The 14560-nt window shown below is 41.8% G+C and carries 15 protein-coding genes; 4 read left to right on the top strand and 11 right to left on the bottom strand.

The window, feature by feature from the left end; all coding sequences use genetic code 11:
- Positions 1-107: 107 nt before the first annotated feature.
- The 4 genes from BCU68_RS12890 to tsaA form a co-directional block, all read right to left on the bottom strand.
- The gene (locus BCU68_RS12890; protein WP_102565154.1) at positions 108-299 is read right to left on the bottom strand and encodes a DUF4250 domain-containing protein; all 192 of its coding nucleotides are present in this window, start codon (positions 297-299) and stop codon (positions 108-110) included.
- Position 300: 1 nt separating this feature from the next.
- Positions 301-504, bottom strand: a complete 204-nt coding sequence (locus BCU68_RS12885) for a YaeP family protein (protein WP_102565153.1) — start codon at positions 502-504, stop codon at positions 301-303.
- Between the two features lie 166 nt (positions 505-670).
- Entirely contained in the window at positions 671-2386 is a 1716-nt protein-coding gene (locus tag BCU68_RS12880) for a proline--tRNA ligase (RefSeq protein WP_102565152.1), read from the bottom strand.
- A 100-nt stretch (positions 2387-2486) separates the two neighbouring features.
- Entirely contained in the window at positions 2487-3182 is a 696-nt protein-coding gene (gene tsaA / locus BCU68_RS12875; RefSeq protein ID WP_102565151.1) for a tRNA (N6-threonylcarbamoyladenosine(37)-N6)-methyltransferase TrmO, read from the bottom strand.
- Between the two features lie 306 nt (positions 3183-3488).
- On the opposite strand from tsaA, the gene BCU68_RS12870 reads away from it, so the two are divergent.
- Positions 3489-5078 carry an AbgT family transporter gene (locus BCU68_RS12870; RefSeq protein ID WP_102565150.1) on the top strand — a complete coding sequence of 530 codons (1590 nt, stop codon included), beginning with the start codon at positions 3489-3491 and terminating at the stop codon, positions 5076-5078.
- A gap of 83 nt (positions 5079-5161) precedes the next feature.
- Here the strand turns inward: BCU68_RS12870 and BCU68_RS12865 are convergent, their stop codons facing one another.
- From BCU68_RS12865 to BCU68_RS12850, 4 genes are all read right to left on the bottom strand, one after another.
- Positions 5162-5605: a YaiI/YqxD family protein gene (locus BCU68_RS12865; protein ID WP_102565149.1), complete on the bottom strand. Its 444-nt coding sequence runs from the start codon at positions 5603-5605 to the stop codon at positions 5162-5164.
- Entirely contained in the window at positions 5605-5898 is a 294-nt protein-coding gene (locus BCU68_RS12860) for a hypothetical protein (protein ID WP_102565148.1), read from the bottom strand. Before BCU68_RS12860 ends, BCU68_RS12865 begins: the two co-directional genes overlap by 1 nt.
- A gap of 687 nt (positions 5899-6585) precedes the next feature.
- Positions 6586-6888, bottom strand: coding sequence for a DUF3301 domain-containing protein (locus BCU68_RS12855; protein ID WP_102565147.1), 303 nt, complete (start codon positions 6886-6888; stop codon positions 6586-6588).
- 62 nt (positions 6889-6950) lie between these two features.
- Positions 6951-7988, bottom strand: coding sequence for a DUF3549 family protein (locus BCU68_RS12850; protein ID WP_102565146.1), 1038 nt, complete (start codon positions 7986-7988; stop codon positions 6951-6953).
- A gap of 86 nt (positions 7989-8074) precedes the next feature.
- On the opposite strand from BCU68_RS12850, the gene BCU68_RS12845 reads away from it, so the two are divergent.
- Entirely contained in the window at positions 8075-8401 is a 327-nt protein-coding gene (locus BCU68_RS12845) for a YqcC family protein (RefSeq protein ID WP_102565145.1), read from the top strand.
- Positions 8402-9178: a tRNA pseudouridine(65) synthase TruC gene (gene truC / locus BCU68_RS12840; protein ID WP_102565144.1), complete on the top strand. Its 777-nt coding sequence runs from the start codon at positions 8402-8404 to the stop codon at positions 9176-9178.
- A 44-nt stretch (positions 9179-9222) separates the two neighbouring features.
- Here the strand turns inward: truC and BCU68_RS12835 are convergent, their stop codons facing one another.
- The 3 genes from BCU68_RS12835 to map form a co-directional block, all read right to left on the bottom strand.
- On the bottom strand, positions 9223-9606 hold the full coding sequence (locus BCU68_RS12835; protein ID WP_102565143.1) for a DUF3461 family protein: 384 nt from the start codon (positions 9604-9606) through the stop codon (positions 9223-9225).
- Positions 9607-9764: 158 nt separating this feature from the next.
- Positions 9765-12386 (bottom strand): bifunctional uridylyltransferase/uridylyl-removing protein GlnD, encoded by a 2622-nt coding sequence (gene glnD / locus BCU68_RS12830; protein ID WP_102565142.1) that lies wholly within the window; start codon positions 12384-12386, stop codon positions 9765-9767.
- A gap of 165 nt (positions 12387-12551) precedes the next feature.
- A complete protein-coding gene (gene map, locus BCU68_RS12825) occupies positions 12552-13391 on the bottom strand; it encodes a type I methionyl aminopeptidase (protein ID WP_102565141.1) in 840 nt (279 codons plus the stop codon).
- Positions 13392-13775: 384 nt separating this feature from the next.
- Between map and rpsB the strand changes: the two genes are divergently transcribed.
- Positions 13776-14504 (top strand): 30S ribosomal protein S2, encoded by a 729-nt coding sequence (gene rpsB / locus BCU68_RS12815; RefSeq protein ID WP_157935198.1) that lies wholly within the window; start codon positions 13776-13778, stop codon positions 14502-14504.
- The last annotated feature ends 56 nt before the right edge of the window (positions 14505-14560 follow it).

Genomic DNA, 14560 nt, shown 5'->3' with positions numbered 1-14560 from the left:
CTAAGAATAACAAGCGTTGATTAGAATAAATAAGAGCAGATTGGCTAAACCGCCATCTGCTCTTTTTGTTTATTCATTAGGATTAACAGCGATTAGAATGCTAACCGTTAGCGAAACTGCTTTGCTTCAGGTAAAAAATCAAACCCAGCATCCGCCAGCTTTTTGATGAGTGCTGCTTGATCAATTTCAAAGTAATTCACTAACTTTGTTAAATCACCATTGAATTCATCTCGTAGCTTCATATTGATAATGCTCATCAACATGACAGGGTCCATACTTTCAAAATTGCTTAAGTTCATATTAATCTTCGAAATCAGAGATTAATAAATTAGCGGCTGCGAAAGCAGCTCTTTCTCGTGTCTCTTTTGGCAGAGAAGCATCTGAAGCGATGTCGTTCAGAGTTTTTAAAACACAAGTAATCGCTTGTGGGATGTAACCTTGATCGCCGCTACCTATTTGCGAATAGAGTTCACGGATCAAATCACAGCAATCGTATATTTTCATTTTTATTCCTTTAATCATTAGGAGTAAGATTGCCATCGAATATACACAAGCGCTTTTAAAATGAAAAGAACAGTGAATAAAGAGTAATAAAAAAGGCTGCCATATTTGGCAACCTTTGAGGGCTCAATCACGAAATTAACGGTGTTTAGCTAATTTATATGACTAATTATTGTAGCTGTGATTTTAAGTGGTCAAGCACAGTATCAATAGCGATAACTTCTTTGTCACCAGTACGACGGTTCTTATATTCAAAGTTACCTTCGTCCATGCTGCGATCACCAATCACGATAGTGTGAGGGATACCCACAAGCTCGATATCTTTAAACATAACACCTGGGCGCTCTTTACGGTCATCAAAGAGTACTTCGATGCCCATAGCCGTTAGTTCAGCGTACAGTTTTTCAGCTGCTTGCTTAACACGATCAGATTTGTGCATGTTCATAGGAACGATAGCGACTTGGAATGGTGCAAGAGCATCAGGCCAAACAATACCAAACTTATCATTGTTTTGTTCGATAGCGGCAGCAACAACACGTGATACACCGATACCGTAACAACCCATCTCTAGGATAGCGCTCTTACCATCAGGACCAAGTACGTTACAGTTCATTGCTTCTGAGTACTTTTTACCCAGTTGGAAGATGTGACCTACTTCGATACCACGTTTTAGTTGAATTGTACCTTGACCACATGGGCTTAGGTCACCTTCTACGACATTACGTAAGTCTTCAACTTGAGCAAGTTCAACGTCACGACCCCAGTTGATACCGAAGTAGTGCTTACCATCTACGTTTGCGCCAGCGCCAAAGTCACTCATGACAGCAACCGAGCGATCAACGATAAATGGCAGCTCAAGGCCTACAGGACCAAGAGAGCCAGGACCAGCACCAACTAGAGCGCGGATCTCAGCTTCTTCAGCCATTTCTAGTGGAGAAGCGACCTGTGGAAGGTTCTCAGCTTTCACTTCGTTAAGCTCGTGATCACCACGGATGATCAATGCAATGATATCGTCTTCAATTTCATCTGAAGCTTTAACAAACAATGTTTTCACTGTTTTTTCGATAGCCATATCGTGTTGCTCAACAAGCTCAGCGATAGTTTTAGCGTTTGGCGTATCAACCAGTTCCATTGCTTGAGTAGGCGCTGCAAGCTCAGTCGTTGGAGCGAGTGCTTCTGCTTTCTCGATGTTCGCAGCGTAATCAGATTCAGAAGAGAATGCGATTAAGTCTTCACCGCTTTCAGCTAGAACGTGGAACTCTTGTGAACCACTGCCACCGATAGCGCCAGAGTCTGCCAATACTGGACGGTATACAAGACCCATACGATCGAATGCTTTACAGTAAGCATCGTGCATTGCTTGGTAAGATTTTTCTAGACCTTCTTTATCGATATCAAAGCTGTATGAATCCATCATCGAAAATTCACGAGCACGCATAACACCAAAACGAGGGCGACGCTCATCGCGGAATTTAGTTTGGATTTGGTACAGGTTAAGCGGAAGCTGTTTGTATGAGTTAACTTCATTGCGAACAAGGCTAGTGATAACTTCTTCTGCCGTTGGGCTTAATACAAACGGACGCTCGTGGCGATCGGTAAAGCGAAGCAGTTCTGCGCCCATTGTCTCAGAGCGACCAGTCTCTTCCCAAAGCTCAAAAGGCTGAACAACGGGCATCAGTGTTTCCACTGCACCTGCGTTGTCGATCTCTTGACGAACGATGTTTTCAACTTTACGCAACACACGTAGACCAGTCGGTAGCCAAGTATATAGACCTGAAGCCAGTTTACGGACCATACCCGCGCGTAGCATTAGCTGGTGGCTGATTACTTCAGCGTCGTTTGGAGTCTCCTTCAGGGTAGAAAGAAGATAGTTACTGGTGCGCATTATTTTATCCGTTCATCATTAAGAAAAAGAAAATTTATTGTAGACTGCTGTCAGCAATAAATCGAATGTAGCTGTGAATAATATCAGTCTAAGAGCAAACTCAAAAGCGTTCAATTGCAGTTACATTAATGAAAAGAGGGGTAACTGTGAACTTTACATTTAAATCGAACAAATTTACCGCATATTCACGATCATCAGGCTTACCTTTCTTATAAGCAGGGCGAGGGTCTTGAGCTAATACTTCTTTTATTACTTGTATTATATGCTGCCCGTCAGAGTGTGTCTGTAAGCTCTCGATTGCCTGTGGGGTAAAGTTTACTTCTAGCGTTGTCGGCTCTACATCAGCAAAACCGCCGCATGCATCCGGTATTGAATCAGAATAAGGGATGTATGGCTTAATATCGATAATAGGGGTTTTATCAACTAAATCGACACTGCCGAGTTCCAAAAATATTTGGCTACCTTGCTGGGAAACCCCTTTTAGTTCTACTGCAGACATTCCAATTCCATTGGGGCGAAAGGTCGCTCTTGATGCAAACACACCAACTCTTTCATTGCCACCAAGCCTTGGAGGGCGCACGGTTGGTTTCCAGCCAGCAGATAAATTTTGGTCGAATAAAAATAGAATCCATAAGTGACTAAATTGCTCAATACCACGCACTGCTTCTGGTGAGTTAGCTTCATTACATAGTTGTATGCGAGCACGAGCACTTGGCGTTAATCTTGGTTGCCTTGGCACGGCGAATTTTTCTTTATATGGGCTTTGAATTATACCAACCGGTTCAATTGAGTGCATATCTGTTCATTAATCAATAAGACTGAATGCAAAATAGCATAAAATGAAGATTCATCGTAATAATATGATTCAATGCGCGTGTTGCATATTATTGTGGCTTGTATGTGTCATTAATTATATGATGTGTTTATGTAATCTATGTAGATGAATTATCTGAATAAAAGTGTATTTCTGGTTAAAAAGCACTCTTGGGGTAATATTTAGTAACATTTTTGACTTTTAATTATTCGACTCCTCACGTAACCTCTGCCGGCATTTTGACATTTGTATCAAAATTGCTCAGGAATAACTACAAGGAGGGAACAGATGAGTTCATCTGCTTCAAATACACAATATTCACCTAAAACGCCACTATTTACCCGTTTTCTAAATAGTGTTGAATATTTGGGGAACCTTTTACCCCACCCAATCACTTTATTCGCTATCTTCTGTGTCGCTCTTCTTGCGATGTCAGGCATTGCTGGCTACTTTGAAGTCGCGGTTATGGACCCTCGTCCAGAAGGCGCAGCTGGTCGCTCTGCTGATGGCATGATTCATGTTGTCAGTCTTCTTAACGCAGAAGGCTTACAGCGCATAGTTACTAACCTTGTGACTAACTTTACTGGTTTTGCGCCTCTTGGCACAGTATTGGTTGCTTTACTTGGTGTTGCGATTGCAGAACACTCTGGTCTTCTTTCTGCTGCAATGCGCGGTTTGGTAATGGGCGCATCTCAGCGCATGGTTACTTTTACGGTTGTTTTTGCTGGTATCATTTCTAACACAGCTTCTGAGCTAGGTTATGTTGTACTGATCCCACTTTCAGCAATGTTATTCCACTCTTTAGGGCGCCATCCTTTAGCCGGTTTAGCCGCTGCATTTGCTGGTGTATCTGGTGGTTACTCAGCAAACCTACTTATCGGTACCGTTGATCCGCTTTTATCAGGTATTACTGAAACTGCTGCTCAAATGCTCGATCCAACTTATACCGTTGGTCCTGAATCAAACTGGTATTTCATGTTTGTTTCTACTTTCTTTATCTCAATTGCTGGTGCTTTGGTAACAGAGAAAATTGTTGAGCCTAAACTAGGTAAATACAATATTGAAGAAGCTGCAGAAGATCTGTCAAATGACACGATGGGTGGCTTGACAGACCAAGAGAAGAAAGGCTTAAAACTAGCAGGTCTATCAATTTTAGTCGTTGCTGGTGTATTAGCGTCTACGATTGTTCCTGAAAGTGGCATCTTGCGTCATCCAGAAACTGGTCTTGTTGCCGGCTCACCATTTTTGAAAAGTATCGTTGCTTTCATCTTTGTTTCTTTTGCTGTCCCTGGTTTTGTTTACGGTAAAACTGTTGGCACAATGAAGACTGATCGCGATGTGATTAATGCGATGGCGAAATCAATGTCATCAATGGGTCTGTACATTGTATTAGTATTCTTCGCTGCACAATTCGTTGCTTTCTTTAACTGGACTAACTTTGGTCAAGTGATCGCAGTTGGTGGTGCTGATTTCCTACAAACGATTGGTTTAACAGGCCCTGCATTATTCTTTGCTTTCATCCTCATGTGTGGCTTTATTAACTTGATGGTTGGTTCTGCATCAGCACAATGGGCTGTAACTGCACCAATTTTTGTACCAATGTTAATGCTGGTTGGCTACGCGCCAGAAACGATTCAAGCGGCATACCGTATTGGTGATTCAGTAACGAATATTATTACCCCAATGATGAGCTACTTCGGTCTTATCTTAGCGGTAGCGAGTCGTTACATGAAGAACTTAGGTATTGGTACTCTGATCGCAACTATGCTGCCATACTCAATGGTATTCATGGTTGGTTGGAGCATTCTTTTCTATGTTTGGGTATTCCTATTTGGTTTCCCTGTAGGTCCAGGTGCGGCAACGTACTACACGCCTTAATTAGAGAAGTCTCGCTGTACAAAGACAAAAAACCTGCGCATGTTGCAGGTTTTTTTATATCTATAAAACGTTGGTTAAAATGACTAACGTTTCGCTAAAATACGATCTAGGTGGTTGGCAAACTCTCTTCTATCCGTTTGAGATAAACTGCTTGGTCCACCAGTTTGTATACCGCTTGAGCGCATTGTATCCATAAAGTCACGAATATTGAGGCGAGCCTTAATGGTTTCCTTGGTATAAAGTTCACCGCGAGAGCTAAGAGCAAGCCCTCCTTTAGTGATTATTTCATCGGCTAGGGGGATGTCAGATGTAATGACTAGATCGCCCGCTTCAGTACGACGAACGATTTCATTATCAGCCACATCAAATCCGCTTTCGACTTGTAGTGAATGAATATTAGTTCTTTGTGGTACAGGTACCATATGGTTGGCAATAAAAGTACATTCAACCCCAGTGCGTTCAGCCGCTCGGCATATTGTTTCACGGATTACTTTTGGACACGCATCCGCATCGACCCAAATTTTCATTATGATGATTTTTCCATTAGTTGAGACTCTAGTGCTATCACACGAGAAGTTAATGCTGCTATTTGCTGTTCTAACTGTTTCAATTTATCGTCGTTATCTGTCGATGACACCGCGATTTCAACTTTTGGTACTCGGTTAAGTGCCTTCCAGCTTTTGATTGTTGAAATCAAGGCGGGCATAGGGACAGGAGTACTCAAACGTGCTTTAACTAGGGCTAGGGTTGGTTCTTTTCCTTGTGCTTGTAGGCTTTTCAGGACTTGCTCTAATTCATCAGAAATATCTTTTGTTAACATCTTTTTACCTCCGCACTTTGATTACTATTATCGTACCTTGTCTTCTCTCATTAGGCTAATGTGTTTTAGATCACACTATCTATTTGTTCGAGTTAATATGAAGTGAGTAAAAAGGGCAATGTCTTGTGCGAGATCGCTTACATGGCCTGTAAGAAAAGTAAGTTTAATCAATAGGAAATATGGCAAGGTTTTGCTTAACTGGTTGATAATAATGTTATTTGTGTTTTTTGAACTTTCCCAGAGTTAAATGATCACCTAAAGCACCTTGTTCATTTCTTTTAAATGCGTAAATTAAACCTTGTCGGCAGGAAGCGGACATGAATAGGATAGCTTTAGGATTGAAGCTTTGGTAACTCAGGAGTGAGTTATCCGCATGGAGTAGTGGAAAGGATATGGATGTTAGGGTTGATAGGATATTAACCTTAAGGAAGATAGGAACCCTTTTGGATAAAGGTTGGATTCACATCAGGACGATGTCAGGGACACCGCTCAGGGAATAAGTGAAGAGAGTTAACCAGAATGGTTAGCATTTAGGATATAAAGGACACCGCTAGGACGGCGATGATAAGGATAAGCTGAAGTAATCAGCAACTATTATGGATGATGCATGGAGCATTATTTGGTAGCCGGACTGCTGCAAGTAAGATATAACCCCAACACTTCGGTGTTGGGGTTTTCTTTTTTGTATTAAAGCATACGATGAGGTGGGAGATTAAAATGAGCAGGGCGAAAGCCTAGCATGGTCATTTCCCCTTGGTAGCAATCGTCTCCTAAGGCTGAAAACTCAAAATGATATTGAGTATGCCAACGCCATTTTCCACTTTTCGTTTTAAATTTATGGCCGCTAAATGCGATACTAACGAGTTGTAACTCTAATTGCTCACATTTACGAGTAATCGCCATTTTCGCTAGCTCAGACTGCCTGCGTTGTTGCCAGAATGCAAAGCAGACTAAGCTCAGTAATAAAATCGCGAGTAGATCGCTGATCATGAGTTAATAATCCTTATAACTTAGTTGAATACCGGTTCCACTCATAACTGAAGTGGTACAACTTACGATTTTGTTGCCTTTTGAAGCTCATTCAATGCGTTCGTGAGTTCTACTGATGGATTTGCATGCAATATCGGCAGCAATACCATGCGCAAACTTGGCAACATGACTAAGTCAGCAAAAAGTTGGTTAAAGAGTGTTTGATTGCGCGTTTGAGCGAGTCGTAATAAAAATTGTTCCGCCACGCTTGAATCACATAATGTTTGCCAAGCTCTACCAGCTATTCCGATCAAGATTTCTTGATGACTGAGGGTTGGGCTCGCTAGTATTTGTTTCACTATTGAGTTTATATCGGCCTCTTTTCCTCCTGACAGCGCACGAACAAGTGCTGAAATTAGGAATAAATCACGTTCATCACTGTTAATCTCTTGTTCGATTAACTCAACTAAGCGCTCACTGAGTTTATCGTTCAAATTAACGTGCTCTAAAGCACCTAATAGGGCATACAGTGGTTCATTGCTAAGATGAGGTAAAGCTTTACGAACGGTTACGGTATTTTGGTTTTCATCTAAGCGAGCTGCAATATCAGTAATACCTTGTAGGCCGACTGTTTGCCAATTATCCCAGCCTAGGTCGCCTTTAAAATACGCTAAGGCATGTGGGTAATACTGACTGGTTGGTAGCTTTAGCTGCGCGCGAATTTGGCTATGAAACAATGCCATTTTATCTTCCGAAGGCTTAAAGGTGTAAGGGTTATTAGCCAGCTTTTCCTGTTGCTCTTCACTCATGGTTTGATTTAAGCGTGAGCCCATTGCTTCAAGTACGTACTTTAGAAAGTTGCCAATGTCAGCGTGCTTGAATAACCCACGTTCATCAAGGCTAAATTTTAAAAACCAAATCCATGGTTGTTGATCACTATTCCAATAAGCAATCGCAAGGTTTGCATGACGTTGTAGAGGGTAAGGGTAAGGCTGCATTCCTTGCTCTACACTTTCAAATACATCACTGGTGATTGGCTGAATACGACGCCCAAGATCGAAAATCTTATATTGGCAGCCGCTTTGCTGTAGCAGTTGAGTTAACGAATTAATGGTATCCATGGATAAATAGGTCCTAACTTTCTTTATTCAATAAATGGTACTCTATGACCTAATTTCAAGGTTAAACATAAAATTCCGGGTGAAGAATGACAACTTCCACACTAATATCACAACAAATTACCCCATTATTGCGGGAACTTGAAGAAAAACTGCAGCAACTTGGTTTATGGGATAATGTCCCACCATCGGATGCTCAATTATCGAGCTGCGAACCTTTCTCTATTGATACACTAGAGCCTGAGCAATGGATTCAGTGGGTATTTATCGCGAAACTAAACCAAATGCTTTTGGAGAATCAAGCTCTACCAAGAGGTTTTTCTGTCTTGCCTTATTTTGCTCAAGTTTGGCAAGCGTCACCGGAGTTTCACCCTATTTTAAGTCTATTAGAAAAGATAGATAAGGTATGCGCTTAGATGTTAGAGATTATTTTTCAAGATGAGTATTTTGTCGCGGTGAATAAGCCTGCGGGTATGCTAGTTCATCGCTCATGGTTAGATAAGCATGAGACTCAATTTGTCATGCAGACATTGCGTGATCAAATTGGCCAGCATGTGTTTCCACTACATCGCTTAGATCGACCGACATCCGGTGTTTTGGTTTTTGCTCTTTCAAGTGAAGTTGCCGCACAGGTGATGCCGATGTTTGCGAATCATGAAATGCAAAAAACGTATCATGCTATTGTTAGGGGTTGGATAGAAGAAGGGGCAACGCTCGATTACCCTTTGAAAGTCGAGCTCGATAAAATAGCGGATAAGTTTGCTCGTGCAGATAAAGAAGCCCAAGAGGCGATCACTGACTATCAGCCTCTGGGTAAGGTAGAAGTACCACTATCGACAGGGCGCTTCCCAACCAGTCGTTATGGTCTGGTTGAAATGAAACCAAAGACGGGTCGTAAACACCAACTTCGTCGCCATATGGCCCATTTAAGACACCCTATTGTCGGTGATACTTCACATGGTGATGGTAAGCACAATAAGTTATTTAGAGATCACTATGACTCGCACCGCTTATTATTACATGCTTCAGAACTCAGTTTTATCCACCCATTTACTGGCAAAGAGTTGGTTATGAAGGCGGCATTTGATCCAACATGGCAACAACTCCTCACGCAATTTGAGTGGTTAGATATTTTTGAGTCGTCTGACTTATTAGCGACTTCAATCCCAATGGATGGTATGCCGTTATCCTAGTAGGTAGCAATCATAGATAGGCAGGGATGCCTTTTATTGACAACTTACTGTAATTTAGCGAGATCAGCCTCTATTTCATCAATTTTACTCGCAACCACTTTTTCTAAATGCCTTAAATCTTTCAAAATTTTATTCTTTATATCTTGGTCGGTCACTTTTTGCGGTTTGGTTATCGTATTAAGCTCTTCAATCACTAAAGTTAAACTGCGATTGATTTCAGTCACTTCCCGATATTGACCTTGCCCACCATTTGGTAAGACACTTTTAACTCTACGTGGGTATTTGAATTTAATGCTCTTGGCAAAAAGTTCCCCTTTCTGTTTATGGAAATAGATTTTTAGAATATCTTTTTGAGCCTCTTGGCGTAAAGAAAAGCGTTCAATTTGAGTTGGCTCTTGGATACCGAGGGCTGTGAGCTGTGTGTACATAATCACCCTTATTTATCTATAGGTTAGATAAATTACTGTAGCAGTCAGGATGGGAGTTAGGTAGATAGAATAGGACTTGATTGATTAACTGTGGTTGAGATCGCGGAAAAGAGACAATCCAGTCGCTTCAGATACGAAACGACTGGAGGGCGGTCTGGTTACTCTTTTGGTTCAGATAAGTTGTTCATTAAGCATTGATAGAGGCTTTGTTGTTCTTCAGGGCTTAAGCGACCACCGTGTTCACTCGTCAGAATAAATAAATCTTCTGCTCTTTCACCTATGGTAGTTATTTTTGCGCCATGTAAATGCATACCTAGTTCAGTAAATGTCGCACCGACTTTAGCCAGCAAGCCCGGTTTATCAAGTGCAACCAACTCCATTAACGTACGTTTTTTACTTTTAGTCGGTAGGAACTCAATACGAGTCTTTACTTTAAAGTGCTGTAAATTGCGTGGTGTTTTACGGACTTTAATTTTGGTCGGTCTTCCGTCCGCAATCACATGCATTAGATGCTTTGTCACGGCTTTGTGGCGGCTTTCATCGATAGCTTCGCCATGTTGGTCGAGCACCATAAATGTATCAATAATGAAGCCATCCTTACTCATCATCACTTGCGCATCATGAACGTTAAAATTACGTCTATCTAGCTCAGCAACAACAGTAGCAAAAAGGGCGGGTTGATCTTTGCAGTAAACAAAGACCTCAGTGCCACCACGTGTTGGTTTTTTACTGATTAAAATTAACGGCTGTTGAGGATCGGATTGGCTGAGTAAATTCTCACAATGCCATGCAATTTGTGTATGCGTATGACGTAAGAAATAATCAGCTTTAAAGCGCTGCCAAAGCACCTCAATGTTACGTGCGCTAAATCCTTCTTTGCGCAATAGGGCAGATGCAAGTTGCTGGTTATGGCGAATACGATCCCTTACATCGACAGGGTTCTCTAAGCCTCGACGTAGTGCTCTTTGAGTCGAATGGTAAAGCTCTGCAAGTAAAGTGCGCTTCCAGCTATTCCAAATCTCAGGGTTTGTTGCACAGATATCAGCCACAGTTAAACAGACTAAGTAGTCGAGCGACTCTTCATCACGAACCTTTTCTGCAAACTCGGTGATAACCTCAGGGTCGTAAATATCACGGCGCTGGGCTGTGACAGACATAAGCAGGTGGCTTTGTACGAGCCAAGCAACTAACTTAGCCTCTGATTTTGCTAACCCATGCTCGATGCAGAAATGATAGGCTTCGATTGCCCCTATCTCTGAGTGATCACCATTACGACCTTTACCGATATCATGGAATATAGCGGCAAGGATGAGCAGCTCTTTCTTTTGAATTCGAGGATAAACCTCACAGCAAATAGGGTGCTTAGTATGATTTTCCGGTTCACTAAAACGATTGATGTGTTTGAGCAGTCGAATACTGTGCTCATCGACAGTATAAACATGGAAAAGATCAAACTGCATCTGACCTACAATTTGGCTCCACTGAGGCAGGTACGCCGCTAATACGCCCAAGCGGTGCATGAGGCTAAACGCTTTATGTAATGCATTGGGGTGGCGAGCCAACTCCATAAACTTCTCACGAGCCGCCGGAATAGTATGCAGAAACTTATTTAATCGTCGGCGCGCTGTACGTAACTGGCGTAAGGTTGGTGGGCTTACCCCTTCAATGGTTGAGTCGTTAGCGATGTGTAGGAACATATCTAGGATAGTTTCTGGTCTAGCTTGAAACAGAGCCGGTTTTCTTGCCTCAATTAATGAACCACGGCGTTGAAAATCATCACTGAGAATAACGGCTTGTTCGTTTGTGCCATGATTCAAAATCGCTTGGTCAAACAGCTTTAATAGCATCTTGTTTAATTCAGAAACACGACGAAGGGTACGATAAAACTCCTTCATCATCATTTCCACAGCACGGTTACCCTCACCAATAAAACCTAAATTTTCGGCAACTTGTGCTTGATGGCCAAAGGTGAGGCGGTTGTCATAGCGTCTTAATTCAATATGCAGAGCAAAGCGTACACGCCACAGGAAGTCTTGGCACTCAACCAATTCACGATATTCTGCATCAGTTAAGAAACCATAACGGCTCATCTCAAGTAATGACGTTGCACCAAAATGGCGGCGCGCCACCCAGCTTAAAGTATGAATATCACGTAATCCACCAGGCGTTGATTTGATATCCGGTTCTAGGTTATAAGTCGTATCATGGTAGCGAGCGTGGCGATCTTTTTGCTCTTGTAACTTGGCCGTATAAAAAACATCACTTGGCCAAAATGATTCGGAATGTATCAACATTTTTAATGCTTGGAAGGTATCTTCACTGCCACACAGTAACCGAGATTCTTGCAAGTTAGTTGCGACAGTGAGGTCCTCTGAGCCTATAGTCTGGCATTCATTTATAGTGCGAACAGCATGGCCTACTTCAAGTTTTAGATCCCAAAGAAAGGTAATAAACTCGCTAACTTTAGCCCCAATATTGTCAGGCAGTTTTTTATTGGAAACAACGAGAATATCGATATCAGAGAGTGGGTGCAATTCACCACGACCGTAACCACCAACAGCGACAAGGCTAATATTATGTAAATCAGCTAAACCTAAAAAGCGCCAAAGCCTTATCAGTAACTGGTCCATATAATCAGAACGCATTAATACCAAATCAGTCACAGAGTGGTGATTGAGAAACTGTTCTTTTTGATAATCGGTAAATTGGTCTAGCTGAGGCTTGAGACCTAGAACGGTGAGCTGGTCATCTTTAAAAGTGGTTGGTGATAGAAAAGGCATACATCGCGTTCCATGCAAATAAAAGTAAGAGACTTTAATTTACCAGAATAATCGCGAGAGATAAAAAATATCCCTACGATTGATAATCATAGGGATATATTGGTCAGAAAAGTTATTGAAGCTCAGTTAAATTAACCCTTGCAGCTTCGCGACTTTTTAGCCGGTTTAGTTTACAAGATGACGTGGGATCGTTTCATCTTTACGCAGTGTTAGCACTTCACAGCCAGTTTCAGTCACGAGTAGTGTGTGTTCCCATTGAGCCGAGTTTTTATGGTCGCCTGTGTAAACGGTCCAGTTATCTTCTTCATCTAGACGACAACCGAATTTACCTGCATTGATCATAGGTTCAATAGTAAAGACCATGCCAGCTTTTAAAACAGTGCGATCGTTGTTTTTGTAGTGCACAACTTGTGGATCTTCATGGAACTCAGCGCCAATGCCGTGACCACAGTAATCTTTTACAATTGAAAATTTAGCACGAGGGTTATTTTTATTATTTGTTTTGATGTACTTCTCGATGGCAGTACCAATCTCACCAAGTTTTACACCTGGCTTAACTTTTTTCATACCGATGTACAGGCTTTCTTGAGCAACCATAGCTAAACGGCGGTTAGCTGGAGATACATCACCAATTAGGAACATTTTCGATGTGTCACCGTGGTAGCCATCTTTAATAACCGTGATGTCAATGTTGACAATGTCACCATCTTTTAAAATACCTGGGCGAGATATTGAACCAAACATTTCATCACTTTGGCTTGGGATGCCGTGACAAACAACATGGTTAATTGAGGTACAAATAGATTTAGGGAAGCCATGGTAGTTTAGTGGTGCAGGAATGGCTTGTTGTACTTCAGTAATATACTTATGACAAATTTGGTCTAACTCTTCAGTGCTAACGCCAGCCTTTACATGAGGTTCGATCATTTCAAGTACATTAGCGGCAAGTTGACCAGCAGTGCGCATTTTTTCAATTTCTTCTGCGTTTTTAATTTTTACAGACATGGGCTTTCTCTATTGCTATGGAGCTGACTCGAAATATGGTCCACTCTCGTCTCTTTATAGTTATTCTAACAGTGCAGAACGTAATCGCAATTGAAATCCTTTTTAAGGTCACTAGATTCTTTCATCGCGCAGTGTTGTTTTTTTCACTATCAAAAGCCCTTTTTACTGGAAAAAGACCAGTAAAGTATGATATAAAGCGCGCCAGATTAACGGATTGTTGTCTCTTTTTAGCGATGCGATTCGGGAATCTATACTTAATTATCTTTAAATCACACACATTTCGACACATGTTCCGGGGTGCTTCAACGATTAGGTTTATGCCTGATAGGTTAGGGGTCGGATTCATGGGAAGTGTGGAGGCCTAACCCCATAGAGGATTTTAAAATGGCAACTGTATCAATGCGCGATATGCTTAAAGCTGGTGTTCACTTCGGTCACCAAACTCGTTACTGGAACCCAAAAATGAAGCCATTCATCTTTGGCGCTCGTAACCGTGTTCATATCATCAACCTAGAAAAAACTGTACCAATGTTCAACGAAGCTCTAGCTGAACTAGCTAAAGTTGGCGAGAAAAAAGGTAAAGTTCTTTTCGTTGGTACTAAGCGCGCTGCATCTGAAGCTGTTAAAGAAGCTGCTATCAACAGCAACCAGTACTACGTTAACAACCGCTGGTTAGGCGGTATGCTAACAAACTACAAAACTGTTCGTCAGTCTATCAAGCGTCTAAAAGAACTTGAAGCGCAAGCTCAAGACGGTACTTTTGACAAACTAACTAAGAAAGAAGCTCTTATGCGCACTCGCGAAATGGAGAAGCTTGAGAAATCTCTTGGTGGTATCAAAAACATGGGCGGCCTACCTGACGCTCTATTCGTAATCGACGCTGATCACGAGCACATCGCAGTTAAAGAAGCAAACAACCTAGGTATCCCAGTTTACGCTGTAGTTGATACTAACTCTAACCCAGACGGCGTTGACTTCATCATTCCTGGTAACGATGACGCAATCCGTGCAGTACAGCTTTACCTAAACGCTGCTGCAGACGCGGTTAAAGAAGGTCGTAACAAAGACGCTGCTGTTGCTGCTGAAAAAGACGGTTTCGTAGAAGCTGAATAATAGCGGCTCTGAGCCATATTTAGTTCATATTAAGCTGTCATAATTGATGACTTAAG

It is taken from the genome of Vibrio sp. 10N.286.49.B3, from assembly GCF_002873395.1.
Classification (GTDB): Bacteria; Pseudomonadota; Gammaproteobacteria; order Enterobacterales; family Vibrionaceae; genus Vibrio.
This window is presented reverse-complemented; position numbering and strand designations above follow the sequence as displayed.